Below are 24525 nucleotides of genomic sequence, written 5' to 3'. Positions count from 1 at the left end.
CCTCCCGATGGGGACGGCTCAGGCTGCTTGCCAGGTGACGTTCAGCGAGGTCAGCCCGCGGAACACCCAGCCGTCCATGCGGCCCGCGGCGGAGTCGCTGTCGGATGCTGTCGCGCCTTCGGCGAGGCGCAGTCCCTTCAGGCGGCTGAAGATGAGGGGCCAGGCGATCGCGCTGACTTCGTGGCGCGCGACCCACGCGCCCATGCAGAAGTGCGGACCGCCGCCGAAGGCGAGGTGCGGGCGGTGCGGCCGGTCGACGTCGAACTCGTCGGCCCGCTCGAACACCGAGTCGTCCCGGTTGCCGGAGGCTATGACGAGGGCGACGCGGCTGCCGGCCGGGAGGGTCACCCCGGCGATCTCGTACTCCTGGGTGAGCTGGCGCGGGTACATGCCGATCGGCGAGACCCAGCGGGCCGTCTCCTCGAAGACCCGCTTCCAGCTCGCCGGATCCGCCAGGACCCGGTCCAGCACCCCGGGGCGGTTCAGCAGTGCCCAGGCGCCCACCCCGAAGACGTCACGCGGCTCGTTGACGCCTCCGCCGATGATGACCTTGACATTGTTCTGGATCTCCGCGAGCTCCACCGGCCCGTCCGCGTGGACCATGGAGGAGATCACCGAGCCGTCGGGCTCGCGCCGGGCCGCCTCGGCGGCTTCGGCAACCGCGCCCTCGATGGCCCGGGTGGCCCGCTCGGCGCGGAGCCAGACGTCGGGGTCGTCGGCGTAGTTGCTGTTGCCGGCCATCATCGCCCGCGACCAGTCGGCGATGTCCTCGGCGCTCGCCGTGCGCAGGCCCAGGACCAGGGCCAGGTTGGCGGCGACGAGCGGCTCGGCGAAGTCGGCGATCAGGTCGGCCCCGCCGCGGCCGGCGATGCGGTCGAGCAGTTCGTGCGCGGTGCGTTCGAAGGAGGCCGCCCACAGGTCCCGGACCTGGCGCGGGCGGGTGGGCGGCTCGGCGGCGGATCGCAGCCTGCGGTGGTTCGGCTCGTCCTCGCGGAGCATGTTGGGGCCGACCGTGCGCAGCAGCAGCGAGCCCTCCTCGCGGGAGCTGAACACCTCGGGCAGCTTCTCCGCGTGGACGATGTCCTCGTACCGGGTGAGCAGGTGCCGGCCGACCGAGGGCACCCAGGCGAGCGGGGCGGTTCGGCGCAGCTCGGTGTAGGCGGGGTAGGGGTCGCGGCGCAGGTCGGCGAGGTCCAGGTCGACGACCGGAGCGCCGGGCGCCGCCGTCGTCAGGGGGCTCATGAGATGCGGTCCGCGCCGATGAGGACGAAGAACATGGTGGCGGGCTCGGTGCCGTTGTTGCGCCAGGCGTGCCGGGTGGCGTTCTGCACGACGATGTCGCCGGGCCCCAGGACGGCCGTCTCGCCGCCGTCGAGGTCGAGGACGATCTCGCCGCTCAGGACGACGCCGTAGTCGACGGTCGGGGTGGTGTGCATGCCCGGGTTGTCGGGCTCGAAGAGCTCGGCGAGACCGGGGCTGGCCTCCAGCTGCTCGGCCGCCGCGGCGATCGGGTCCCAGGACGGGTCGGCGTAGACGCTGCCCGGCGGGAAGGTGACGGTCAGGGCGACCGTCTCGCCGGGAGCCGGGACGAAGTTCGTGAGGTCTGCCGTCGGATCTTCGGACGGGACGGCGGGAGAGGCCGTGTTCCACACCACGGAGCGGGCGAAGCCGGAGGTGTGGGTGAACTGACGGGTGCGCGGCGGCTCGCCGTCACTGACGATCACGGGCTTGCCGCTCGGGCTGACACCGCTGACGACACGACGGACCATGACTCTCTCCTTTGAGGAACCGACGCGAGGGGCGTCAGGGGAAGGTGGCTGAACGTTAAAGGGCCTCGGGAAAATTCGTTAGAGGTCTGACGGTAAAAGTTCTGACGATATGGGAGGTCGCCCTGCCGGGGGATGCCACACGGGCTCCGCGCGGGGGTCGGCCGGGCTCGCCGGACTCAGGCGTCGTCGGCCGGGGTCTCCTGGTTGACCAGCGTACGCAAGAGATGCACCAGCTCACTGAGCTGGTCGTCACGCAGGACGCCGGTCCAGGCCCGCTCGCGCTTTGTCTGGGCCTCGATGGCCTGCCGCAGCGTGTCGCGACCCTCGGAGGTGAGCTCGACGAACAGCTGACGGCGGTCGGACTCGACGCGTTCACGGGTGATCAGGCCGCGGCTCTCCAGCGTCGCCAACGCGCTGGAGATGCTGGCCCGGGTGGATCCGGAGACCCGCCCGATGTCCTGCTGGGCGAGGGGGCCGTAGACCCACAGGGCGTTCAGGATCCTGAAGCCCGCCCAGGTCAGGCCCAGGGGTCGATGGACGTGTTTCTCGAAGTCCTTGGTCAGCCGGGCTTCGAGCCGAGTGAGGTCGGTGACCATCTCGATCGCGTCGAGGTCCCGGGGATCGGTCGTGCCCAGCTCGCGATGGTGGTGGCGCAGGAGTTCCGAGAACTGCCGGGTCCGGCTCGCGCCTGTGGTCTCCGGTTCGCGCACGGTGTCGGTCACGATCTCCCACCCTTCCTCGTCCGGCCTGACCGGTGTCAGCCGGCGACGACCGGATTGACCATAGTCCCGACGCCCGTGACCTCGGTCCGCAGGACCTTGCCTTCGGTGAGGTAGAGGCGAGGGGTGCGGCGGACGCCGCAGCCTGCGGGGGTGCCGGTGAAGATCAGGTCGCCGGGCTCGAACGTCACCCGCTTCGACAGCCAGGCGATCAGCTCGGGCACGCTGAAGATGAGGTCGGAGGTGCGGCCGCGCTGCACTTCGAGGTTGTCGACCCAGCCGGCCACCTCGATGTCGTCGGGGTCGGCGAACTCGTCGAGGGTCACCAGGTAGGGGCCGATCGGGCTGAAGGTGTCGTACGACTTCGGCAGCGTGAACTGGTTGATCGGCTTGCGCCACTGTTCCTTGCGGTCGCTGATGTCCTGACCTGCGGTGACACCCGCCACGTGGGACCAGGCGTCGGCCTCGGGGATGTTCTTGCCCGCCTTGCCCATGACCACGACGAGCTCGGCCTCGTAGTCCACCTTGTCGTACTGCGGCTCCACCACGATCGAGTCATAGGGGCCGACCACGGAGGACGCGAACTTGGCGAAAACCGACGGCTCGTCCGGGACGGGGAGGTTGGACTCCTCGGCGTGCGCGCGGTAGTTCAGGGCCACCCCGATAGCCTTGTACGGCTTGGCGACGCGGCCCAGGTCACGCTTGTCGAACGGCTTCCAGTCGGCCTCGGCGGCGCGCTCGGCGAGGGTGCGCAGCTCGTCGTGGAGGGCAAGGTCGCAGAGCACCTCCAGACGCGGCTCGATCGCTCCCTTGCTGGCGTCCGCGATGTCGAGGGCGAGGTCGTCGCGGACGACGACCGGGCGGCCGGCGAGGTTGGCGAGCTTCATGCGGCTTCTTCCTTCTGCTGGTCGGCGGGCTGACGGTCGGCGGGACGGGGGAGCGGCAGGGCGAGGTCGCCCTCCGCCTGGACTCCGAGCGTGTTGATGACCGTGGCGATGGTCAGGTACTGGCCGACGGTGTAGAGGACGTCAATGACCTGCTCGGTGCTCAGGTGGGCCGTGAGCCGGCTCCACAGCCCGTCGTCCACGCCCTGGTGGTCGAGGATCGAGTCGGTGGCGGTGAGCAGCACCCGGTCCAGCTCGTCGAGCCCGTCCCAGTCGCCGTTCACAGCGGCCAGGATCGTCTCGTCGGCGAGCCCGGCGCGGCGGGCGATCCGTACGTGCTGGTCCCACTCGTACGCGGCCTGCGCGCGGGCCGCGATCCGCAGGATCATGAGCTCGCGGGACGGCAGAGGCAGGGTGTTCTTCCCCAGCACATGGTTGCCGAAGACGAGGAAGCGGCGCAGCGCGTCCTCGTGGTGCGCGAGGGTCGCCCAGATCGTGTAGATCCGGCCGTCCTGATCGCGGTACGGCGCCAGCGCCGCCAGTGTCTTCTCGTGCAGCTCGCCCTCATTCACGGGCTCCACGCGGGCCTTCTCGGGCACTTCTCCCGACATCGGAGACCTCCTCGGCTCGATGGCGCCAAGGTATTCGTATGAGTCTTGACCGTCAAGGGTCTAACAAATACCGTCTTCGCCATGACGATCCAGAGCCTTGGGTACGTGGGCATCGGTGCGCCCGACCCGACAGCATGGGCGGAGTACGCCCGCAGAGTGATTGGCCTCGCGGTCGAGCCCGGAACCGCATCCGACAGCTCAGCCGCGGGCGGCGATTGCGTGCGCTACCGCCTGCGCATGGACCAGCACCCCTTCCGCATGTGGCTGACCGAGGCGCCGACGGGCGGCGTGACGGTCATCGGGTGGGAGGTACGCGACCCGGCGGCGATCGACGAGATGACGGTGCGCCTGAAGGAGGCCGGAGTTGACGTGTCCGTCGGCACCGACGAGGAGTGCCAGGACCGCCAGGTGGTCCGGATGGTGCACTTCACCGGTCCCCTCGGCATCCGCACCGAGCTCTTCTGCGGCCGCCGCCTGGCCCCCAGCCAGTTCGTCTCGCCGCTGGGCGTCGACTTCGTGACCGGAGAGCAGGGGCTCGGGCACGTGGTGATGAAGACGCCGCGCGTGCAGGAGGCGGTGGACTTCTACTGCGACGTCCTGGGATTCCGGCTCAGCGACACCGCCGACTACCCCTGGGGCACCTTCTACTTCCTCGGATGCAACCCACGGCACCACAGCATCGCCTTCATCCGGTCGTACAGGAACGAGGGAACCCACCACATCCTGTGCGAGGTGACCAGCCCGGAGGAGGTCGGCCGCGCCCTCGACCGCACGCGTGAACACGACGTGAAACTCATGGCCACGCTCGGCAAGCACGCCAACGACGGGATGTTCTCCTTCTACATGACCTCGCCGGCCGGCTTCGGGATCGAGATCGGCGCGGGCGGCGTGCAGGTCGACGAGAGCACCTGGGTCAGCCGGGTCTACACCGCCGACATCTGGGGCCACCACCCGGCCGAGTAAACGGCGCACCTTCCGTAACCCCTCCCTCGAAGTTCTCGAAGAAAGCGGGCCGCACCCCATGCTCCAGAGCTATCTGCAGGACACCTGGGTCACCCCCACGGCCACGGACGGGTCCGCGACCGACGTGCACGACGCGGTCACGGGGGACCTGCTCTGCCGTGTCTCCTCCGCCGGCCTCGACCTCACCGGGGCGTTCGGCCACGCGCGCCGCGCCGGCGGCCCCGCGCTGCGGGCCCTGACCTTCCACCGGCGGGCCGACCTCCTGGACGCCGTCGCCGCCGCCGTCCGCGCCCGCCGCGAGGAGCTCTACGCCCTCTCCGCCCGCGCCGGTGCCACCCTGAACGACGCCCGCTACGACGTCGACGGCGGCATCCGCGTCCTGCGCGACTACGCCGCCCGGGCCCGCACCGAACTCCCGGACGCGACCTACCTGGTCGAGGGCCCCGCCGAACGCCTCGCTCGCGGCGAGGACTTCCTGGGCGTCCACCTCGTGACCCCTTCCCCGGGCCTGATGCTCCAGGTGAACGCCTTCAACTTCCCCGTCTGGGCCCCGCTGGAGAAGCTGGCCCAGGCGGTGCTGGCGGGCATGCCGAGCGTGGTGAAGCCGGCCACCCCCACCGCGTACCTCACCGGGCACCTGGTCCGGATCGTGACGGGGGCCGGTGTCCTGCCGCCGGGGACCCTCCAGCTGGTCGTGGGCTCGGTACGGCCGGCCCTCGACCTGCTCGGAGAGCAGGACGTCCTGTCCTTCACCGGCTCCGCCGCCACCGCCGAGACCCTGCGCACCCATTCCCACCTGGTGTCCCGCTCGGTCCGCTTCAACGCCGAGGCGGACTCCGTCAACGCGATCGTCCTGGCCCCCGACGTCACGCCCGGCTCACCGCTCTTCGACGCGTTCGTGCGCGAGGTGGTGACCGAGATGACGGTGAAGGCGGGCCAGAAGTGCACCGCGATCCGCCGCGTCCTCGTCCCCCGGGAGCAGGAGTCCGCCGCCCTCGACGCGATCTCCGCGCAACTCGCCGGGGTGACCGTCGGCAACCCCGCCGCCGAGGGCGTCCGGATGGGCCCGGTCGTCAGCCTCGCCCAGCGCGACGACGTACGGCGCGCAGCACGCCGTATCGCGGAGTCCGGCCGCTTCGTACACGGCGACCCGGAGAAGGTACGGGCGGTCGACGCCGACCCCGAGCGGGGCGCCTTCCTGGACACCCTCCTCGTATCCGCCGACCCCGAGGCCACCGCGCCCCACGAGGTCGAGCCGTTCGGCCCGGCGGCGACGGTACTGGCGTACCGCGACACCGGGCACGCGGCGGATCTGCTGGCGCGGGGGCGGGGCAGCCTCGCCGCGTCGACGGTGAGTGACGACGTCGACTGGACCAGCGCGTTCGTACGCGAGACGGCGGCCTGGCACGGGCGGCTGCACCTGCTCGACTCGCTGACCATGGGACAGACCACCGGACACGGATCACCACTGCCGGCGCTGCGGCACGGCGGCCCCGGGCGGGCCGGTGGAGGGTCGGAGATGGCGGGTGTCAGAGGTGTGGTGGACCTGATGCAGCGGACGGCGGTGCAGGGGTCCCGGCGGGCTCTGGACTCGCTGGGGGCGTAGGCGCTGCTGATGGTGCAAGAAGGGCGCCCTGGCCGTGGTCAGCGCCTACTACTCGCTCGACACCGGCCGGGTGGAAGTCCTCACCGGCGCGCCGTCCGCCTGGCAGATGCCTCCCGGTCGGCCGAGCCGGCCGAGGTGTTCGGATTGAGCCCGGAGGACATTGACTACGCGAGAGGCTTGCTTCATGTCCGAGCTCAAGCGCCATGTTGAGCCGTTTCCGCCGGTGAAGGTGGAGCTCCCGTGGGGGAAGCCGGAGGCGGAGGGACAGCGGAGGAAGTTCTCCCTTCTGCTCACCACACGATTCGGCAAGGCCATTGCGGTGAACACCTGGAACCCCTACACCTGGAAACCTGCGTTGGCCAGGCCGGCATTGTCCCGCCGCGCGACAAGGGAGCGAAGGATTGGCGGTGGGAGGCGGCACCGCGGGACGGTTTCCACGTGCTGCGGCACACCTGTGCCTCGATCATGTTGGAGGCGGGAAAGTCTGTGGTGACCGTGGCGCGGTGGCTCGGACATTCCTCGCCAGCGATCACCCTCGGTTACTATGCTCACTTCATGCCGGAGGCCGGAAGTAAGGGGCGGACGGCCATCGACCACTGCTGGGGAGGCAGGGAGATCTACATGCCGGTCGAAACTCCCCAGATTCTCCCCAGGGCTGATGATGGGCGATTCCCGCTGTTGCGTGCCTCCGAGGTCGAGCGTGGATTTCAAGGCTGAAGGGGCGGGTGGCCTGGGAAAATGCTGACTGAAGTCACCGCAACCCGCTACGTCGAACCCCTGCGGTCCGGCGGCTCCGTCCCTGGAGTCGTCGAGGCCGACGACCTGGGGACGTACGTCGTGAAGTTCACGGGCTCCGCGCAGGGGCGCAAGGCCCTGGTCGCCGAGGTGATCGTCGGTGAGCTGGCGCGCGCCCTCGGGCTGCGGTTCCCCGAGCTCGTGCTGGTGCACTTCGATCCGGCGGTCGCCGGGCACGAGCCCCACCAGGAGGTCCAGGACCTGCTGCGCGCCAGCGCCGGGCTCAACCTCGCCATGGACTATCTGCCGGGCGCCCAGGACTTCACCCCGGAGGTGGCGAGGACGTTCGCCGTTGACCCGCTGGAGGCGGGCAGGATCATCTGGCTGGACGCCCTCACGGTCAACGTGGACCGTACGACGCACAGTTCGAACCTGATGATCTGGCCCACATTCGGCATCGCACCCCCGCGCCTGTGGCTCATCGACCACGGCGCGGCGCTGGTCTTCCACCACCGCTGGGACACGTCGTCACCGGAGAAGGCGTACGACTTCCGGCGGCACGCGCTCGGCGGCCACGCGCCGGACACGCGGGCCGCGGACGCCGAGCTCGCTCCCCGGGTGACCGAGGAGCTGCTGCGCGCGATCACGGCGGAGGTGCCCGACGCCTGGCTCCTCGACGAGCCGGGTTTCGCGACCCCCGACGAGGCCCGCGAGGCGTACGTCGGCTACCTCCTCGCCCGCGTCAAGGCCTCCGCGGCCTGGCTCCCCACGGACTTCCCCACCCGTGAACAGCTCGCCACCGAAGACGCCCACCGCGCGGCGAAAACCCAGGAGGGCCGGCCGAACTGGCTGAAGCGGGTGCCCGACCTGCACGGCAAGCCGCCGGCGGAACAGGACTGGTCGGTGCACCTCGGATGACCACTGGGACACTCACATGACCACTGAGAGCACACACGTGACCACTGAGAACACGCATCGCGTGCAGATCGAGTACTGCACCCAGTGCCGCTGGCTCCCCCGGGCCGCCTGGCTCGCCCAGGAACTCCTCACCACCTTCGAGCAGGAGCTGACGGAGCTGGCGCTCAAGCCCGGCACGGGGGGCGTCTTCGTCGTACGGGTCGACGACGAGGTGATCTGGGACCGCCGCGAGCAGGGTTTTCCTGAGCCGACGGCCGTCAAGCGCCTCGTACGCGACCGAGTGGCCCCGGAGAAATCCCTGGGCCACTCGGAGAAGTGACTGCTCAGCCGAAAAGGCTGCTCAGCCGACGAGCTGCTCGTACGCCGGCAGCGTCAGGAAGTCCGCGTAGTCCTCGTCCAGCGACACCTTCAGGAGCAGGTCGTGGGCCTGCTGCCAGTTGCCGGCGGCGAAGGCCTCCTCGCCGATCTCCGCGCGGATGTTCGCCAGTTCCTCGGCCGCGACCTTGCGGGCCAGCTCCGGCGTGGCCTTCTCGCCGCCCGCGAACTCCACCCCCGCGTTGATCCACTGCCAGATCTGGGAGCGGGAGATCTCGGCGGTGGCCGCGTCCTCCATGAGGTTGAAGATGGCGACGGCGCCCAGGCCGCGCAGCCAGGCCTCGATGTAGCGGATGCCGACCTGGACGGCGTTGACCAGGCCCGCGTACGTGGGCTTCGCGTCGAGGGAGTCGATGGCGATCAGGTCGGCCGCCTTGACGTCGACGTCCTCGCGCAGGCGGTCCTTCTGGTTCGGCCTGTCGCCGAGCACGGCGTCGAACGAGGCCATGGCGATCGGCACGAGGTCCGGGTGCGCGACCCACGAGCCGTCGAACCCGTCGCCCGCCTCACGGTCCTTGTCGGCCTTGACCTTCTCGAACGCGACCTTGTTGACCTCTTCGTCGCGCCGGGACGGGATGAACGCCGCCATGCCGCCGATCGCGTGTGCACCGCGCTTGTGGCAGGTGCGGACCAGCAGCTCCGTGTACGCGCGCATGAACGGGGCCGTCATCGTCACCGCGTTGCGGTCCGGCAGCACGAACTTCGCCCCGCCGTCACGGAAGTTCTTGACGATCGAGAAGAGGTAGTCCCAGCGGCCCGCGTTCAACCCCGAGGCGTGGTCGCGGAGTTCGTAGAGGATCTCCTCCATCTCGTACGCCGCCGTGATCGTCTCGATCAGGACGGTGGCGCGGACGGTGCCCTGCGGGATGCCGACGTAGTCCTGGGCGAAGACGAAGACGTCGTTCCACAGGCGGGCTTCCAGGTAGGACTCCGTCTTGGGGAGGTAGAAGTAGGGGCCCTTGCCGAGGTCGAGCAGGCGCTGCGCGTTGTGGAAGAAGTACAGGCCGAAGTCGACGAGCGCGCCGGGGACGGGGGTGCCGTCCGCGTCGACGAGGTGGCGCTCGTTCAGGTGCCAGCCGCGGGGGCGCGTCACGACCGTCGCCAGCTCCTCGGCCGGCTTCAGGGTGTACGACTTGCCCTCGGGGGAAGTGAAGTCGATACGCCGTTCGTACGCGTCGGTCAGGTTGAGCTGGCCGAGGATCACGTTCTCCCAGGTGGGCGCCGAGGCGTCCTCGAAGTCCGCGAGCCAGACCTTGGCGCCCGAGTTGAGGGCGTTGATGGTCATCTTGCGGTCGGTGGGGCCGGTGATCTCGACGCGGCGGTCGTTGAGCGCGGCCGGCGAGGGGGCGACCGTCCAGGAGTCGTCGGCCCGGACGGCGGCGGTCTCCGGGAGGAAGTCGAGCGTGGAGGTACGGGCGATCTCGGCGCGGCGCTCGGCACGACGGGCGAGGAGCTCGTCACGCCGGGGCGTGAACAACCGGTGCAGCTCGGCCACGAAGGCGAGGGCCGCGTCGGTGAGGACCTCTTCCTGCCGGGGCAGGGGCTCGGCGTCGACGATGGCCAGCGGGGTCGGCGCTGGTGCGGACATGAACTGTCACTTCCTTCAGCGAGCTACTTCGGCGAGCTACATGAGCGAGCTTCTCGAGCGGGCTTCTCCGGCGAACGGAGCGAGCCGACGCTTCTGATACATGGATACTAGTTTCCTCATGGTGGAAGTTCAATGTCCTGTTGTTGTGATGAAAGGCGGAGCAGGTCGCCTTCCGTGTCGATGTCGTACGTCTGCGCCACGTCACCGCATTCGACGAGCGTGATCGCGCCCTCACGAGCCTTCAGATAAGCGCGTGCCCCCTGGTCACCGGTGGCGGTCGCCGCGATCCCCGCCCAGTGGTCCGCACCGAACAACACGGGATGCCCCCGCCGGCCGTCGTACGCCGCGGAGGCGAGCGACGCGGGGGAGTCGAACGCGGCGAGCACACGGGCCACGGCCTCCGGGCCGATACCGGGCTGGTCGACGAGCGAGACGAGGGCGGCACGCGCGCCCGTGCCCGCGAGCGAGGCGAGCCCGGCCCGCAGGGACGACCCCATGCCGCCCTCCCACTCGGGATTGTCGACGAGGACGCAGTCGGGCAGTACGGCCCTGGACCGTACGGTCTCCGCCTGGGCCCCCAGGACCACATGGACGCGGGTGCAGCCGCCCTCGCGCAGGACTGCGGCCGCGTGCTCCACGAGAAGGCGGCCCCGGTGCTCCAGGAGCGCCTTGGGCCGCCCGCCCAGGCGCCGCCCTCCCCCCGCGGCCAGCAGCAGCCCGGCGACCGGGTTCTCGGGGGCCTTGTTCTCCGTCATGCCCCCTGCATACCTGACCCGGCCCCGGGGCGCCGACGAACCCGGGCGGGCCTCATGGTGTCGGAGGACTGAATTTCGGTCCTTGAGGTGGCGCCCAGCGCATCGGGTGGCGTTTACTGACCCGCGTCCCTCGGCACCTGACCACCGCCATGGGGCGTTCGTCGGGAGTGCGAAGTCGGGCGCACAAAGGCGTGCGAGGGGGGAGAGCTGTGTTGCGGAGCTTGGGGCAGAGGCCAGTGACCGGCAGGGACGAGGATTCGAGAGTGGCGGAGCTACGGACCGCGGTGTCCAGGCTGCGCCGCGAACTCGCCGCGCATCCGGCCGACTTCCCGGACCGCGGCATAGCGGAGGACGAGCTCGCGGCCCTCGCCGCGATGGCCGTCAGCGGCATTCCCGAGGTTCCCCGGCTGCGCCGCTCGCTGCTCCTGATCGCCGGATCCATCGGCTCGGTCAGCGCGCTCTCGTCGGGCCTCGCGGAGGTGCGCAGCGCGGTGGAACTCTTCGGGGAACCGCCACGGCGTTGAGACCGAGGCCGGTTCAGGCCCCTGTCCCCGAACTCGCCAGTGCCTCCGACAGCTCCACCGCGACCTGCTGCAGTACGGGCACGATCTTCTCCGTGGCCGTCTCCGTGACCCGGCCGGCCGGCCCCGAGATCGAGATCGCCGCGGCGGTGGGGGAGTCGGGGACGGACACCGCGAGGCAACGGACGCCGAGCTCCTGCTCGTTGTCGTCCACCGCGTACCCCGCCCGGCGCACCTCTTCGAGCGCGGTGAGGAAGGCGTCCGGAGAGGTGATCGTCTTCTCTGTCGCGGCCGGCATGCCCGTACGGGACAGCAGCGCGCGTACCTCGTCCGCCGGGAGCTGCGCGAGCAGCGCCTTGCCGACGCCCGTGGAGTGCGGCCGTACGCGGCGCCCGACCTCCGTGAACATCCGCATCGAGTGCTTGGACGGGACCTGCGCGACGTACACGATCTCGTCGCCGTCGAGCAGCGCCATGTTCGCCGTCTCGCCGGTCTCCTCGACGAGGCGTGCCAGGTAGGGGCGGGCCCAGGTGCCGAGCAGCCGGGACGCGGACTCGCCGAGGCGGATCAGGCGGGGGCCGAGCGCGTACCGGCGGTTGGCCTGCTGGCGTACGTAACCGCAGACCACGAGCGTGCGCATCAGCCGGTGAATCGTCGGCAGCGGCAGCCCGCTGCTCACGGAGAGCTCGCTCAGGCCGACCTCGCCTCCCGCGTCCGCCATCCGCTCCAGGAGATCGAAGGCTCGCTCGAGGGACTGGACACCACCGGTGGGGGCGGAGTTCCTGGACGCGGAGGCATCCCCAGGGGCGTCGTTGGCGCTGGACGTCGGCACGTCGCGGTCCTTTCAAGACTGGCAGAGAAATCGCAGCCTACCCGCCAGTTTATTGACGGTCCGGCTACGTGGAACTACGTTCTGCTTCATGGAAGTCTAATTCCGCCCAATGGAAAGGTCCAGAGTGTGTGGGTTCGGGGCAGAGTGGAGAAGCCGACTCTTGACGGTCTGAGGCGGGATGGGAAGACTCCTTCAACAGAAAGTTGAATTCCGTTACGTGGAAGTAAAGGGATCCGCACAGCGGCATGGAGAGGGGTCCGCGTGTCTGACGACAGATGGGTCGAACTGATACTGCGCTCGGTGCGCGTCATCACCCCCGAAGGGACGCGCGCCGCCTCGGTCGCGGTCGCCGGAGGGAAGATCACGGCCGTACTGCCGTACGAGGCCGAGGTGCCCGCCGGAGCGCGGCTGGAGGACTTCGGTGACGACGTTCTGCTGCCCGGTCTGGTCGACACCCACGTACACGTCAACGACCCGGGCCGCACGGAGTGGGAGGGCTTTTGGACCGCCACCCGTGCCGCGGCCGCCGGGGGCATCACGACGCTGATCGACATGCCCCTCAACTCCCTTCCGCCGACCACCACGGTCCACCACCTTCGTACCAAGCAGGAGGTCGCCCGGTCCAAGGCCCACATCGACGTCGGCTTCTGGGGTGGGGCGCTGCCCGACAACGTCAAGGATCTGCGGCCGCTGCACGACGCCGGCGTCTTCGGCTTCAAGGCTTTCCTGTCCCCTTCCGGAGTCGACGAGTTCCCCGAGCTGGACCAGGACCAACTGGACCGGTCGCTGGCCGAGATCGCGGGATTCGGCGGTCTGCTGATCGTGCACTCCGAGGACCCGCACCACCTCGCCGCCGCCCCCCAGAAGGGCGGCGGAAGGTACGCCGACTTCCTGGCCTCACGGCCGCGCGACGCGGAGGACACGGCCATCGCCAACCTCATCGCGCGGGCCAAGCGCCTGCACGCGCGCGTGCATGTGCTGCACCTCTCGTCCAGCGACGCGCTGCCGCTGATCGCCGAGGCCAAGCGCGAGGGTGTACGGCTCACGGTGGAGACCTGTCCGCACTACCTCACGCTCACCGCCGAGGAAGTGCCCGACGGGGCGAGCGAGTTCAAGTGCTGCCCACCGATCCGCGAGGCGGCCAACCAGGACCTGCTGTGGCAGGCGCTGGCCGACGGCACGATCGACTGCGTCGTCACCGACCACTCGCCCTCCACCGCCGACCTGAAGACCGACGACTTCGCCACGGCGTGGGGCGGCATCTCCGGCCTGCAGTTGAGCCTCTCCGCGGTCTGGACCGAGGCGCGCAGGCGCGGTCACGGGCTGGAGGACGTCGTCCGCTGGATGTCGGAGCGCACGGCGCGGCTCGTCGGCCTCGGTGAGCGCAAGGGCGCCATCGAGGCGGGCCGGGACGCCGACTTCGCGGTCCTCGCGCCCGACGAGACCTTCGCGGTCGACCCCGTCGCGCTGCACCACCGCAACCCGGTCACGGCTTACGCGGGCCGAACCCTGTACGGCGTCGTCAAATCCACCTGGCTGCGCGGCGAACGCATCGTGTCCGAGGGCGAGTTCGCGGAACCCGCCGGCCGACTTCTCGAAAGGAACGACTGATCACCATGACGGCGCAGCCTGAAGTCCCTCTGGCGAGTTTCGCCGGCGACGCGAACCCGTACCCGGGCGGCGACCCGTACGCCGACTACCGCACCGCCGACTTTCCGTTCGAGCGGTACGTCAACCTCGCCGACCGGCAGCTCGGCGCGGGAGTCGTCGCCGCCAACGACGAGTTCTTCGCCCAGCGCGAGAACCTGCTCCTGCCCGGGCGCGCCGAGTTCGACCCCGAGCACTTCGGGCACAAGGGCAAGATCATGGACGGCTGGGAGACGCGGCGGCGCCGTGGCGCCTCCGCCGAGCATCCGTGGCCCACGGACGAGGACCACGACTGGGCGCTGGTGCGCCTCGGTGCCCCCGGTGTCGTACGCGGCGTCGTCGTCGACACCGCCCACTTCCGCGGCAACTACCCGCAGGCGGTGTCGGTCGAGGGCGCGTCGGTGCCCGGCTCCCCGTCCCCCGAGGAGCTCCTCGGGGGCGACGTGAAGTGGACGACTCTCGTACCCCGTACGGCTGTTGGCGGCCACGCCGCAAACGGCTTCGCCGTCTCCGTCGAACAGCACTTCACGCATCTGCGCGTCAACCAGCACCCCGACGGGGGCATCGCGCGCCTGCGCGTGTACGGTGAGGTGGTCCCGGACCCCGAATGGCTGACGGTGCTCGGCACCTTCGACGTGGTGGCCCTGGAGAACGGTGGCCAGGTCGAGGACGCCTCCAACCTCTTCTACTCGCCCGCCACCAACACCATCCAGCCGGGGCGCTCCCGCAAGATGGACGACGGCTGGGAGACGCGGCGCCGTCGCGACACCGGGCACGACTGGATCCGCTATCGGCTCGCCGCCCGGTCCGAGGTCCGCGCGATCGAGATCGACACGGCGTATCTCAAGGGCAACTCGGCGGGGTGGGCGTCGGTCTGGGCGCGCGACGGCTCCGCCGGGGACTGGGTGGAGGTGCTGCCCCGCACCCGCCTGCAGCCGGACACGAACCACCGTTTCGTCCTCCCGGCCCCCGTCGTCGGGACGCACGCGCGCGTGGACATCTTTCCGGACGGGGGGATCTCGCGGCTGCGGCTGTTCGGTTCGTTGACGGAGGAGGGAAGCGCGGAGCTGCGCTCCCGACGCCAGGAGCTGGGCGGCTGACGGGGGTTTGTTTCGCCCCCGCCGCCCCTACCCGTCCCATCCCGTACCTGGGGGCTGCGCCCCCAGACCCCCGCTATCGGCCTTGCGGCCTCGTCCTCAAACGCCGGACGGGCTGAAAATCAGCCCCTCCGGCGTTTGAGGAGCGGGGGTCCAGGGGCAGAGCCCCCTGGCGGGGTCTGGGGCGGAGCCCCAGGGGACGGGAATGGGTAGGGGAGGCGGGGGCGAAAAACCCCCGGTCACCTACGCCGCATGTCCGCCATCCACCGAGAATTCCGCCCCCGTGACATACCCCGCCTCACCCCCCGCCAGATACGCGACCATCGACGCCACCTCCTCCGCGGAGCCGAACCGCCCAACAGCCGTGTCCGCGCTCTGACCGGCCGCGTACGGACCGCTCGCCGGGTTCATGTCCGTGTCGATGGGACCGGGATGGACGATGTTCGCGGTGATGCCACGATCGGCCAGCTCACGGGCGAGGGCCTTCGTCAGGCCGATCAGAGCGGACTTGCTCGTCGCGTAGAGCGTGCCGCCCGGGCCCGGTACACGCTGTGTCATACAGGAGCCGATCATGATGATGCGGCCCCCGGGGGCCAGCTGCGCGGCGGCCGCCTGGGTGGTGAGGAAGACGCCACGGACGTTGGTCGCGAGGACGCGGTCCACGTCCGCGAGGGAGAACGTGGGCAGGGGCCCGAGGAGTCCGACGCCGGCGTTGTTGACCAGCACGTCGAGCCGTCCGAGCGAGGTAGCGGCCCGCTCGACGGCCTCCACCGCCTCGACCGCGTCCGTCGCGTCCGCCCGCAGCGCGACGCCGCGCCGCCCCAGCGCCTCGATTCCGTGTACGACGTCCTGCGCGGCTTCCTTGCCCTGTACGTAGGTGATGGCCACGTCCGCGCCCGCACGGGCGAGCCGGAGCGCCGTCGCCGCCCCGATCCCACGGCTGCCGCCGGTCACGAGGGCCACTTTGCCGTGCAGGTTGTCTTGAGGGGCGTTCCTGGTGTCGTCAGAAGTCATGGCTTCATCACACCGGCCGTCGCCCTCCGGTGCTGGCGGTGATCGGACGCCGAGTTCACCCACCTGGACGGCGGGACCGATGAGTTGCGGGCGCCGGTGGAGTCTGAGCTGATGACAGGACACCCCACATCGAAAGAAGGCACCGGTCATGGGCAAGCTCACCCTCACCAGCTTCGTCACCCTCGACGGCGTCTACCAGGCCCCAGGCGGTCCCAACGAGGACCCGAGCGGTGGCTTCGGGCACGGCGGCTGGAGCGTTCCGTACGGCGACGAGGACTTCGGACGGTTCATGATCGAGGTCTTCGACCACGCGGGCGCGTTCCTCCTCGGCCGCCGTACGTACGAGATCTTCGCCTCGCACTGGCCCAGAGTCACCGATCCGGCCGACCCGATCGCCTCGAAGCTCAACTCCCTGCCCAAGTACGTCGCCTCGTCGACGCTCACGCAGCCGGACTGGGCCAACACCAGGGTGATCGGCGGTGACCTGCTCAAGGAGGTCACCGCGCTCAAGGAGGACACCGACGGAGAGCTCCAGGTCCACGGCAGCGGCGCCCTCGCGCAGTCTCTTCTGGCGCTCGACCTGGTCGACACCGTTCACCTGTTGTCCTTCCCCGTCGTACTCGGCACGGGCCGCCGGCTCTTCGCCGAGGGCGGGCTGCCGACCGCGTTCCGGCACGCCGGGGCGCGCGTCACGGGCAAGGGCGTCGCCATCCACACCTACGAGCTGGCAGGACGTCCGGAATACGGCTCGTACGAGCTTCCGACGGAAAGCGCGTAGCGCGTGCCTACGGAAGCCGTGTCGTCCCGATGTGTCTGCAGCGCGGCAGGTTAACTACCGGAAAATTCAACCGACTTGCTGGGCAAAAACGTCGCCCTTGACATTGACATGCCAGGGTCTACGCGCGTCATGCTAGAGGGCATGAGATTCCCCCCACGTACCACTCGCATCGGCGCCCTGGTCTCTCTGATGTCGGCCCTGCTCATAGGCGGCGCCGCCACGGTTCCCGCGAACGCGGCGGCGACCGCGGTCGGCAACGTCTGCTACAGCGCGCTGCCGTCCCAGGCGCACGACACGCTCGACCTGATCGAGTCGGGCGGTCCCTTCCCCTACCCCCAGGACGGCACCGTCTTCCAGAACAGGGAAGGCATCCTTCCGGACCAGAGCAGCGGCTACTACCACGAGTACACGGTGGTCACCCCCGGCTCCGACACGCGCGGTGCCCGACGCATCGTCACCGGCGAGGAGCAGCAGGAGGACTACTACACAGCGGACCACTACGCCTCGTTCCGGCTGGTCGACTACAACTGCTGATCACCCGCGTTTCCGGCTCTCGGCGGCTGCGAACAGCGCGATCGACAGGACCAGCAACGCGACGCTCGCGTAGATCTCGTAGCCGTCGAGAAAGCCGATCCTCTGCACGAGGGGCCAGGCACGCAGCCAGCCGGTGAGCTCGTGCATCAGACCGGCCGCGCCCTGTATGAGGGCGATCACGCCGAGAAACTCCAGAACCTGCTTCATGCCAGGATCCTCGCCCCGCGGACCCCCCACGCTCATCGGCCGCGGGGCGAGGTATGTCCGACGGAAGTCTCGGGCCGGAGAGGTGGGGGCGAGCCGAAAGTCTTCGACAGTGCGACTTTGGTCGTTGATCATGTGCTCGGGGCTGTGGGCGAGTCCGCCGATGCGTAGATTTGTCGGCCGTGAGAGGTGACGAGGGGATGCGGGGGGCGGGGGCAGGCCCGGGGGCGACGCCGGTGGCGGCGTCGGCGGCGCTGCCTCTGCCCGGGCGCCGTTGGCTGCTCCCTTCGGCGGTCGCCGCCGAGCTCGACCCCGACCGGGTGGCACGCGCCGGGCGGACGGGGCGGCCCCGGCGCACCGTGCGCGACTGGATCATCGACTTCGCCGCCTTCCTGCTGGCCGTCGTCCTCGGTCTGCTCACCGCGGACACCCTGCCCGACGAGGCCGGCATCCCGTACGCGCTGGAGGTCGCCGACCAGTTGATCGGCGCGTTCGCCTGCGCCGCGATCTGGCTACGCCGCCGTTGGCCGGTCGGCCTCGCCGTGGCCATGGTCCCCGTCACCTTCGTCTCGAACACGGCGGGCGGTGCGGGACTGGTCGTGCTGTTCACGCTCGCCGTGCACAGACCTTTCAAGTACGTGGCCTGGGCCGGCGGTGTCTCGACCGCGCTGCTCCCGCTCTTCTACTGGCTGCGGCCCGCCCCCGATCTGGCCTACCTCCCGTCGTTGATCCTCGGGGCGCTGCTCGCCGTCGCGACCATCGGCTGGGGCATGTTCGTCCGCTCCCGCCGCCAGCTCCTGCTGAGCCTGCGCGACCGCGCCCAGCGCGCGGAGACGGAGGCCGCCCTCCGCGCCGAACAGGCCCAGCGCCTGGCGCGCGAGGCCATCGCGCGCGAGATGCACGACGTTCTGGCCCACCGGCTCACGCTGTTGAGCGTCCACGCGGGCGCGCTGGAGTTCCGGCCCGACGCACCCAGGGCGGAGGTCGCGCGGGCGGCCGGCGTCATTCGGGAGAGTGCGCACGACGCGTTGCAGGACCTGCGGGAGATCATCGGGGTGTTGCGGAGGGGGGCCGGAGGCGAGGGCGGGGCCGGGCCCGGGGGTGCGGTGGGGGAGCCCGGGCGGCCGCAGCCGACCCTCGCGGCGCTGGAAGCGCTCGTCTCCGAGTCCCGTGAGGCCGGGATGAAGGTGGTGCTCGACAACCGCGTCGCCGAGGCGGCCTCCGTTCCCGCCTCCGTCGGGCGTACCGCGTACCGGATCGCGCAGGAGGGCCTGACCAATGCGCGCAAGCACGCACCCGGGGCGGAGGTGACGGTCGCCGTGTCGGGAGCGCCGGGGGACGGACTGACCGTGTCCGTACGCAATCCGGATCCGCCGGGCGAGGTCCCGCCGGTGCCGGGCTCCGGGCAGGGGCTGATCGGGCTGACCGAGCGGGCGATGCTGGCGGGCGGCCGGCTTGCCCACGGGCCGCTGGGAGGCGGGGGGTTCGAGGTGCGGGCCTGGCTGCCGTGGGAGCGGTGAGCATGGCCCACGGGCTCGATGGGCCGACGTGCCGTCAGGGCGGGAACCGTGATTACGTGGGCCCCATGACTCCGATCCGTCTGCTCCTCGTCGACGATGATCCGCTGGTCCGAGCCGGGCTGACCTTCATGCTGGGGGGCGCCGACGACCTCGAGATCGTTGGGGAGGCCGCCGACGGGGGTGAGGTGGAGGCGCTGGTGGAGCGCACGCGGCCCGATGTCGTGCTGATGGACATCCGGATGCCCACCGTGGACGGACTGACGGCCACGGAGCGGCTCAGGAGTCGTAAGGACGCGCCCCAAGTGGTGGTGCTCACCACCTTTCACGCCGATGAGCAGGTGATGCGGGCGTTACGGGCGGGCGCCGCGGGGTTCGTCCTCAAGGACACTCCGCCGGCGGAGATCCTGGCGGCGGTGCGTCGGGTCGCGGCCGGGGATCCCGTGCTTTCCCCCACTGTCACCCGGCAGTTGATGGAGCACGCAGCGGGTGCCGCCCCGGACACACGGCGTGCGAACGCCCGTACGCGGATCGCCGCGCTCAACGACCGTGAGCGCGAGGTCGCCGTCGCGGTCGGGCGGGGGCGGTCGAACGCCGAGATCGCGAGCGAGTTGTTCATGAGCGTCGCCACCGTCAAGACGCACGTCTCCCGGATCCTCGCCAAGCTGGACCTCAACAACCGTGTGCAGATCGCCCTGTTGACGTATGACGCGGGGCTCTTGGAGGGGGACGGGGCCTAGCCTCGCCATTCGGTCGGGTCCGGGTAGGAGTCAGGAAGTCTGCTCTCCTTCGGGCGCACAGACTTCCGTGGGGTAGGAGAACACGGCCCCGGCAGGGTCGGACGGCGATGGCGAGGTGCGCGGGCCGGCCGGGCTTTTCCGGCGGCCGCCGTTGGCGATCACCACTGCCGCGTAGGGCATCAGGACGGCGAGAGCCAGGGCCACCACGGCGATGTAGCGCTGTCTGTCCCAGAGACCGGCCGCCGCGATCACGGCCAGTGTTCGGACGGTCATGGAGATCACATATCGGCGCTGCCTGCCCCGGACGTCCTCCGTGAGGCTCTCCTGAGCGTCAGTCACCTGGTACACGACACTGTCGCGCTTCCGACGGCCCCTCATCGGGTCGGCATGTTGTCGAGGTAGGACTGGACGTTGCGGCGGGTCTCGGGCACCGAGTCGCCGGCGAACTTCTCTGCCACCGCATCCGCCAGAACGAGCGCGACCATCGACTCGGCGACGATGCCGGCGGCCGGGACCGCGCACACATCCGAGCGCTGGTGGTGGGCGGCCGCCGGCTCGCCGGTGGCCACATCCACCGTCTTCAGCGCCCGCGGTACGGTCGCGATCGGCTTCATCGCCGCCCGCACTCGCAGGAGTTCACCCGTGGTCAGCCCGCCCTCGGTACCGCCCGAGCGCCCCGACGCACGCCGTATGCCCTCATCCGTGGTGACGATCTCGTCGTGCGCCTCCGAGCCCGGCACTCTCGCCAGGTCGAAGCCGTCGCCGACCTCGACGCCCTTGATCGCCTGGATACCCATCAGCGCGGCCGCCAGCCGCCCATCCAGCCTGCGGTCCCAGTGCACGTGCGAGCCCAGACCCACCGGCACCCCGTACGCCAGCACTTCGACCACACCGCCCAGGGTGTCGCCGTCCTTGTGCGCCTGGTCGATCTCCGCGACCATCGCCTGCGACGCGTCCGCGTCCAGGCACCGCACCGGATCCGCGTCCAGCCTCTCCGCATCGGCCGGGGTGGGGTAGACGCCGTGGGGCGCCTTCGCCGCGGCCAACTGCACCACGTGCGAGACGATCTCGATGCCGGCCGTCTCCCGCAGATAGGAGCGGGCCACCGCACCGAGCGCCACCCGGGCCGCCGTCTCCCGCGCGGAGGCCCGCTCCAGGATCGGCCTCGCCTCGTCGAAACCGTATTTCTGCATGCCTGCCAGATCGGCGTGGCCGGGCCGCGGACGGGTCAGCGGGGCGTTGCGGGCCAGCCCGGCCAGCACCTCCGGATCGACCGGGTCGGCCGCCATGACCTGCTCCCACTTGGGCCACTCGCTGTTGCCGACCATGACCGCGACCGGCGAACCGAGGGTCAGCCCGTGCCGCACACCGCCGAGGAAGGTGACCTCGTCGCGCTCGAACTTCATCCGCGCGCCGCGTCCATGACCGAGCCGGCGCCGGGCCAGGTGGTCCGCCACCATCGTCGTGGTGATCGGCACGCCGGCCGGAAGGCCCTCCAGCGTCGCCACGAGTGCGGGACCGTGGGACTCGCCCGCGGTCAGCCAGCGCAACCTGCTCAACGGTGCTCCTCAGAGTCAGTGGGGACGACAGGGTTCGACATGAGCCTGCGCAGCTCGGCGTGGAATCCGGGGAAGGTCTTGTCCACGCAGGCGGGGTCGTCGAGGGCGAACCCGGCGGAGGAGGCCAGGTTCAGGACCGCGAAGGACATCGCTATCCGGTGGTCGCGGTAGCAGGCGATCGTCGTCGGACGCGGAACGCCGGGGTGGACGGTGATACGGTCCGCGTCCTCCTCGACCAGGATGCCGCAAGCGCGCAGGTTGCGGGCCACGGCGCTGATGCGGTCCGACTCCTTCAGCCGGGTATGGGCGATGCCCGTGATCGTGATGGGGGCGTCGGCCAGCGGGGCGACGGCTGCCAGCGTCATGAAAGTGTCCGAGATGTCACCCATGTCGATGGTGAAGCCGCCCCTGAGGGAGTCCGGGCCGCGCACCGTCGTCTCGTTGTCGCCGACCGTCACCTCGGCCCCGGCCAGGCGCAGCACCCGCGCGAACCCCAGGTCTCCCTGGAGGCTGTGGCGGCCCAGGCCACGGACGGTGACCGAGCGCCCGGTGGCCGCTGCCGCCGCGAAGAAGTACGAGGCGCTGGAGGCGTCGGGTTCGACGGGGAGGTCGCGGGCGACATAACCGCCCGGACGTGTCGTGATCCGGTTCCCCGACCGCTCGACGTGCGCCCCGAAGTGCCGCATCAGGGCCAGGGTCATGTCGACGTAAGGACGGCTGACCAGATGCGGTACGTCGATGGTGAGCGGGCGGCTCAGCAACGGGGCCGCCATCAGCAGTCCGCTCAGGTACTGACTGCTCAGGTCGGAGTCCAGTACGATGCGGCCGCCTTGGAGCCCCCCGCCTTCCACGACGAGCGGCAGCCGCCCGCCGCGTCCGACGTGGACCGTCACCCCGAGCCGGGTGAGAGCGTCGATCAGGGGACGCATGGGGCGCGCCCGCAGTTGGAGTGAGCCGTCGAAGTAGAACAGCCCCTGTCCGGTCGCGGTGAAGGGCGGCAGGAAGCGGGCGGCGGTGCCGGCGTCCCCGCAGTGGACCCGGGCGTCGCCGAGGGGCCCGCCGCCGAGGCCGCGCACGTGCCAGTGGCCGTCACCGGGCTCGGCGGACACGCGCACGCCCAGCTGCTCCAGGGCGCCACGGAAGGCGATGGTGTCTTCGCTGACCAGCGGCGCCGACAGCACGGTGGTGCCCTCAGCCGCAGCGGCAAGGAGCAGGGCGCGGTTTGTCAGGCTCTTGGAGCCCGGGATGCGGGCGTGAGGCGTTTCGACGGCGATGCCGTCGAAAGTCCTGAGGGGCATCGAGCACACTCCTGGGGCTGGGAAGGGTGTGGGACGGGGTGCGAGGGAGGCGCTCCGGTGGGGGCGGTGTACTTGTCATTGGTCCGCGCTGGGGCGGGCTCGGGTGTGTGCGAGGTGAGGGCTCCGGCCCGGGAGGCACCATGGCCGGAGCCCTGTGCGGGCTACGCCGCCGTCGGCAGTTCGCCGGTCGGCGCCGCCGCGCTCCGGAGGACGTAGCCCTCGTAGCCGGCGGCAGTCACCTCGCGCAGTTTGTCCCGGAACGAGCCGAGGCCCGCGAAGTAGAACATGGTCGTTCGCTTCTTGCCGGGAATGTTGGCGCCGAAGATCCAGGACTCGACCTTCGGGAAGAGGGTGTAATCGGCTGTCTCCTGGCAGGTGACGGACCATGCGTCCTCCGCCTCCCGGGTGGCCTCGATCGATGCCAGGCCGCCGTCCTCCACTGCCTTGACCAGCTCGGCTATCCACTCCACCTGTGTCTCGATGCCCGGTGGCAGGTTGCTGAAGGCGCTGTTCGGGCCGAGGACCATGAAGAGGTTGGGGAATCCGGCGACGGACACCCCGAGGTAACTGCTGGCGCCGTCCTCCCAGTGCTCACGGATGGTCTCGCCGCCGCGGCCGCGGATGTCCATCTGCTTGTAGCTGCCGTCGACCGCGTCGAACCCCGTGGCGAAGACCAGCACGTCGAGTTCGTGCTCGACGCCGTCCTCGGTCACCACACCCTTGGCCGTGGCCTCGACGATCGGGGTCTCCCGCAGGCTGACCAGGCTGACGTTGTCGCGGTTGTAGGCCTCGTAGTAACCCTGGTTGCAGATCGGGCGCTTGGCGTACAGATCGGAGGGCGTCAGCTTCCGTGCCGTCTCCGGGTCCTTCACGATCTCCCGGATCTTCGACCGGATGAACTCGGCGGCGGCCTCGTTCGCATCCGGGTCGACGGCGATGTCGCCGAAGCTGCCGAACATGAACCGGAAGCCGTTGCCGAGGTCCCAGGCCTCCTGGAACACCCGCCGGCGCTCCTCCTCGGAGACGCTCATCGCCGGAACGTCGCTCTCCTCGAACCCGCACCCGACGCGGGAGGTGCGCACCTGCTCCCATATCCGGTCGTAGTCGGCCCGTATCGCGGCCTTCTCCGCTTCGTCGACCGGACCGTTGCCCGACGGGACGACGTACTGCGCGGTGCGCTGGAACACCGTCAGGTGCGCGGCCGTCTGCGATGCCGCGCAGACGAACTGGGTGCCGGTGGAGCCGGTGCCGATCACACCCACCCGCTTGCCGTCGATCGAGAGATCCTCGGGCCAGGCGCTGGTGTGCACCAGGGTGCCCTCGAAGCGGTCGAGGCCCTTGATGTCGGGGAAGTTCCGGCTCGACAGCGGCCCCAGCGCGCTCACCACGTAGCGGGCCGTGACCGTCTCGCCGGTGTCGGTGGTCAGCGTCCACACATCGTGGAACTCGTCGTACGCCGCCGACTCGACGGCCGTGTCGAACTGGATGTCACGGGCCAGATCGTGGCGCTCGACCACGGTCTCCAGATACGCCAGGGTCTCGGCCTGCGGGGTGTACCGGGTGTGCCAGTCCCACTCCTGGAGCAGTTCCTTGTCGAAGGAGTACTTGTAGACATGGCCGTCCACGTCGGACATCGCGCCCGGGTAGCGGTTCCAGTACCAGGTGCCGCCGACGCCGCCGCCCTTCTCGAAGGCGCGGACGGTCAGGCCGAGTTCGTTGCGGAGCTTGTGCAGTGCGTAGATGCCACCGAATCCGGCGCCGATGACGACGGCGTCGAAGTCGGCTTCTGCCTTGTGGGTCACGGGTGAACTCCGTTGTTTCATAAGTGGACAGGTGGGATGGAGTCGGCCGCCGTGGGCGG

26 protein-coding genes are annotated in these 24525 nt (G+C 70.3%); 12 read left to right on the top strand and 14 right to left on the bottom strand.

Annotated features, from left to right (window positions below):
• Positions 1 to 18: 18 nt before the first annotated feature.
• The 5 genes from FE633_RS23730 to FE633_RS23710 all read right to left on the bottom strand — a co-directional run bounded on the left by FE633_RS23730 (position 19) and on the right by FE633_RS23710 (position 3983).
• Positions 19 to 1242, bottom strand: a complete 1224-nt coding sequence (locus FE633_RS23730; protein WP_138047190.1) for a cytochrome P450 — start codon at positions 1240 to 1242, stop codon at positions 19 to 21.
• Entirely contained in the window at positions 1239 to 1769 is a 531-nt protein-coding gene (locus FE633_RS23725; RefSeq protein WP_138047189.1) for a cupin domain-containing protein, read from the bottom strand. The genes FE633_RS23730 and FE633_RS23725 overlap by 4 nt, the downstream gene beginning before the upstream one ends.
• A gap of 176 nt (positions 1770 to 1945) precedes the next feature.
• Entirely contained in the window at positions 1946 to 2491 is a 546-nt protein-coding gene (locus FE633_RS23720; RefSeq protein ID WP_246113793.1) for a MarR family winged helix-turn-helix transcriptional regulator, read from the bottom strand.
• 35 nt (positions 2492 to 2526) lie between these two features.
• Positions 2527 to 3375, bottom strand: a complete 849-nt coding sequence (locus tag FE633_RS23715) for a fumarylacetoacetate hydrolase family protein (protein WP_138047188.1) — start codon at positions 3373 to 3375, stop codon at positions 2527 to 2529.
• A complete protein-coding gene (locus FE633_RS23710; RefSeq protein ID WP_138047187.1) occupies positions 3372 to 3983 on the bottom strand; it encodes a carboxymuconolactone decarboxylase family protein in 612 nt (203 codons plus the stop codon). Before FE633_RS23710 ends, FE633_RS23715 begins: the two co-directional genes overlap by 4 nt.
• Before the next feature lie 81 nt (positions 3984 to 4064).
• On the opposite strand from FE633_RS23710, the gene FE633_RS23705 reads away from it, so the two are divergent.
• The 5 genes from FE633_RS23705 (at position 4065) to FE633_RS23685 (ending at position 8524) form a co-directional block, all read left to right on the top strand.
• Positions 4065 to 4946 (top strand): VOC family protein, encoded by an 882-nt coding sequence (locus tag FE633_RS23705; RefSeq protein ID WP_138047186.1) that lies wholly within the window; start codon positions 4065 to 4067, stop codon positions 4944 to 4946.
• A gap of 58 nt (positions 4947 to 5004) precedes the next feature.
• Complete coding sequence (gene paaZ, locus FE633_RS23700; protein WP_138047185.1) at positions 5005 to 6552, top strand: phenylacetic acid degradation bifunctional protein PaaZ; 1548 nt, start codon at positions 5005 to 5007, stop codon at positions 6550 to 6552.
• A 465-nt stretch (positions 6553 to 7017) separates the two neighbouring features.
• Positions 7018 to 7269: a hypothetical protein gene (locus FE633_RS23695; RefSeq protein WP_246113802.1), complete on the top strand. Its 252-nt coding sequence runs from the start codon at positions 7018 to 7020 to the stop codon at positions 7267 to 7269.
• 21 nt (positions 7270 to 7290) lie between these two features.
• On the top strand, positions 7291 to 8205 hold the full coding sequence (locus tag FE633_RS23690; protein WP_138047183.1) for a HipA family kinase: 915 nt from the start codon (positions 7291 to 7293) through the stop codon (positions 8203 to 8205).
• A 37-nt stretch (positions 8206 to 8242) separates the two neighbouring features.
• Complete coding sequence (locus tag FE633_RS23685) at positions 8243 to 8524, top strand: Rdx family protein (RefSeq protein WP_425473213.1); 282 nt, start codon at positions 8243 to 8245, stop codon at positions 8522 to 8524.
• Between the two features lie 21 nt (positions 8525 to 8545).
• Here FE633_RS23685 and aceB read toward each other — a convergent pair whose 3' ends face one another.
• Positions 8546 to 10168, bottom strand: coding sequence for a malate synthase A (aceB, locus tag FE633_RS23680; RefSeq protein WP_138047181.1), 1623 nt, complete (start codon positions 10166 to 10168; stop codon positions 8546 to 8548).
• A 116-nt stretch (positions 10169 to 10284) separates the two neighbouring features.
• On the bottom strand, positions 10285 to 10923 hold the full coding sequence (locus tag FE633_RS23675; protein ID WP_138047180.1) for a nucleotidyltransferase family protein: 639 nt from the start codon (positions 10921 to 10923) through the stop codon (positions 10285 to 10287).
• A gap of 209 nt (positions 10924 to 11132) precedes the next feature.
• Between FE633_RS23675 and FE633_RS23670 the strand changes: the two genes are divergently transcribed.
• Positions 11133 to 11447, top strand: a complete 315-nt coding sequence (locus FE633_RS23670; protein WP_138047179.1) for a DUF5955 family protein — start codon at positions 11133 to 11135, stop codon at positions 11445 to 11447.
• Positions 11448 to 11460: 13 nt separating this feature from the next.
• Here FE633_RS23670 and FE633_RS23665 read toward each other — a convergent pair whose 3' ends face one another.
• Complete coding sequence (locus FE633_RS23665) at positions 11461 to 12276, bottom strand: IclR family transcriptional regulator (RefSeq protein ID WP_138047178.1); 816 nt, start codon at positions 12274 to 12276, stop codon at positions 11461 to 11463.
• A 261-nt stretch (positions 12277 to 12537) separates the two neighbouring features.
• Between FE633_RS23665 and allB the strand changes: the two genes are divergently transcribed.
• Together allB and alc are read left to right on the top strand one after the other, a co-directional pair.
• Positions 12538 to 13887: an allantoinase AllB gene (allB, locus tag FE633_RS23660; protein WP_138047177.1), complete on the top strand. Its 1350-nt coding sequence runs from the start codon at positions 12538 to 12540 to the stop codon at positions 13885 to 13887.
• 5 nt (positions 13888 to 13892) lie between these two features.
• On the top strand, positions 13893 to 15023 hold the full coding sequence (alc, locus tag FE633_RS23655; protein WP_138047176.1) for an allantoicase: 1131 nt from the start codon (positions 13893 to 13895) through the stop codon (positions 15021 to 15023).
• Positions 15024 to 15263: 240 nt separating this feature from the next.
• Here the strand turns inward: alc and FE633_RS23650 are convergent, their stop codons facing one another.
• Entirely contained in the window at positions 15264 to 16034 is a 771-nt protein-coding gene (locus tag FE633_RS23650; RefSeq protein WP_138047175.1) for an SDR family oxidoreductase, read from the bottom strand.
• Positions 16035 to 16182: 148 nt separating this feature from the next.
• Here FE633_RS23650 and FE633_RS23645 point away from each other — a divergent pair, with 148 nt between their 5' ends.
• The gene (locus tag FE633_RS23645; protein WP_138047174.1) at positions 16183 to 16812 is read left to right on the top strand and encodes a dihydrofolate reductase family protein; all 630 of its coding nucleotides are present in this window, start codon (positions 16183 to 16185) and stop codon (positions 16810 to 16812) included.
• A 141-nt stretch (positions 16813 to 16953) separates the two neighbouring features.
• Positions 16954 to 17346 (top strand): guanyl-specific ribonuclease, encoded by a 393-nt coding sequence (locus FE633_RS23640; protein WP_138047173.1) that lies wholly within the window; start codon positions 16954 to 16956, stop codon positions 17344 to 17346.
• On the opposite strand, the gene FE633_RS23635 is transcribed toward FE633_RS23640, so the two are convergent.
• The gene (locus tag FE633_RS23635; RefSeq protein ID WP_138047172.1) at positions 17347 to 17553 is read right to left on the bottom strand and encodes a hypothetical protein; all 207 of its coding nucleotides are present in this window, start codon (positions 17551 to 17553) and stop codon (positions 17347 to 17349) included. It lies immediately after the preceding gene.
• A 179-nt stretch (positions 17554 to 17732) separates the two neighbouring features.
• Here FE633_RS23635 and FE633_RS23630 point away from each other — a divergent pair, with 179 nt between their 5' ends.
• Together FE633_RS23630 and FE633_RS23625 are read left to right on the top strand one after the other, a co-directional pair.
• The gene (locus FE633_RS23630) at positions 17733 to 19070 is read left to right on the top strand and encodes a sensor histidine kinase (RefSeq protein ID WP_246113792.1); all 1338 of its coding nucleotides are present in this window, start codon (positions 17733 to 17735) and stop codon (positions 19068 to 19070) included.
• 65 nt (positions 19071 to 19135) lie between these two features.
• Positions 19136 to 19807 carry a response regulator gene (locus tag FE633_RS23625; protein ID WP_138047171.1) on the top strand — a complete coding sequence of 224 codons (672 nt, stop codon included), beginning with the start codon at positions 19136 to 19138 and terminating at the stop codon, positions 19805 to 19807.
• A 30-nt stretch (positions 19808 to 19837) separates the two neighbouring features.
• On the opposite strand, the gene FE633_RS23620 is transcribed toward FE633_RS23625, so the two are convergent.
• From FE633_RS23620 to FE633_RS23605, 4 genes are all read right to left on the bottom strand, one after another.
• Positions 19838 to 20185, bottom strand: coding sequence for a DUF3099 domain-containing protein (locus FE633_RS23620; protein ID WP_138047170.1), 348 nt, complete (start codon positions 20183 to 20185; stop codon positions 19838 to 19840).
• A complete protein-coding gene (gene aroC / locus FE633_RS23615; RefSeq protein ID WP_138047169.1) occupies positions 20182 to 21366 on the bottom strand; it encodes a chorismate synthase in 1185 nt (394 codons plus the stop codon). Before aroC ends, FE633_RS23620 begins: the two co-directional genes overlap by 4 nt.
• The gene (gene aroA / locus FE633_RS23610) at positions 21363 to 22664 is read right to left on the bottom strand and encodes a 3-phosphoshikimate 1-carboxyvinyltransferase (RefSeq protein WP_138047168.1); all 1302 of its coding nucleotides are present in this window, start codon (positions 22662 to 22664) and stop codon (positions 21363 to 21365) included. Before aroA ends, aroC begins: the two co-directional genes overlap by 4 nt.
• 161 nt (positions 22665 to 22825) lie before the next feature.
• Positions 22826 to 24466 (bottom strand): flavin-containing monooxygenase, encoded by a 1641-nt coding sequence (locus FE633_RS23605; protein WP_212747268.1) that lies wholly within the window; start codon positions 24464 to 24466, stop codon positions 22826 to 22828.
• Positions 24467 to 24525 lie beyond the last annotated feature (59 nt).

The organism is Streptomyces montanus, assembly GCF_005786655.1.
Lineage (GTDB): Bacteria > Actinomycetota > Actinomycetes > Streptomycetales > Streptomycetaceae > Streptomyces > Streptomyces sporangiiformans.
This window is presented reverse-complemented; position numbering and strand designations above follow the sequence as displayed.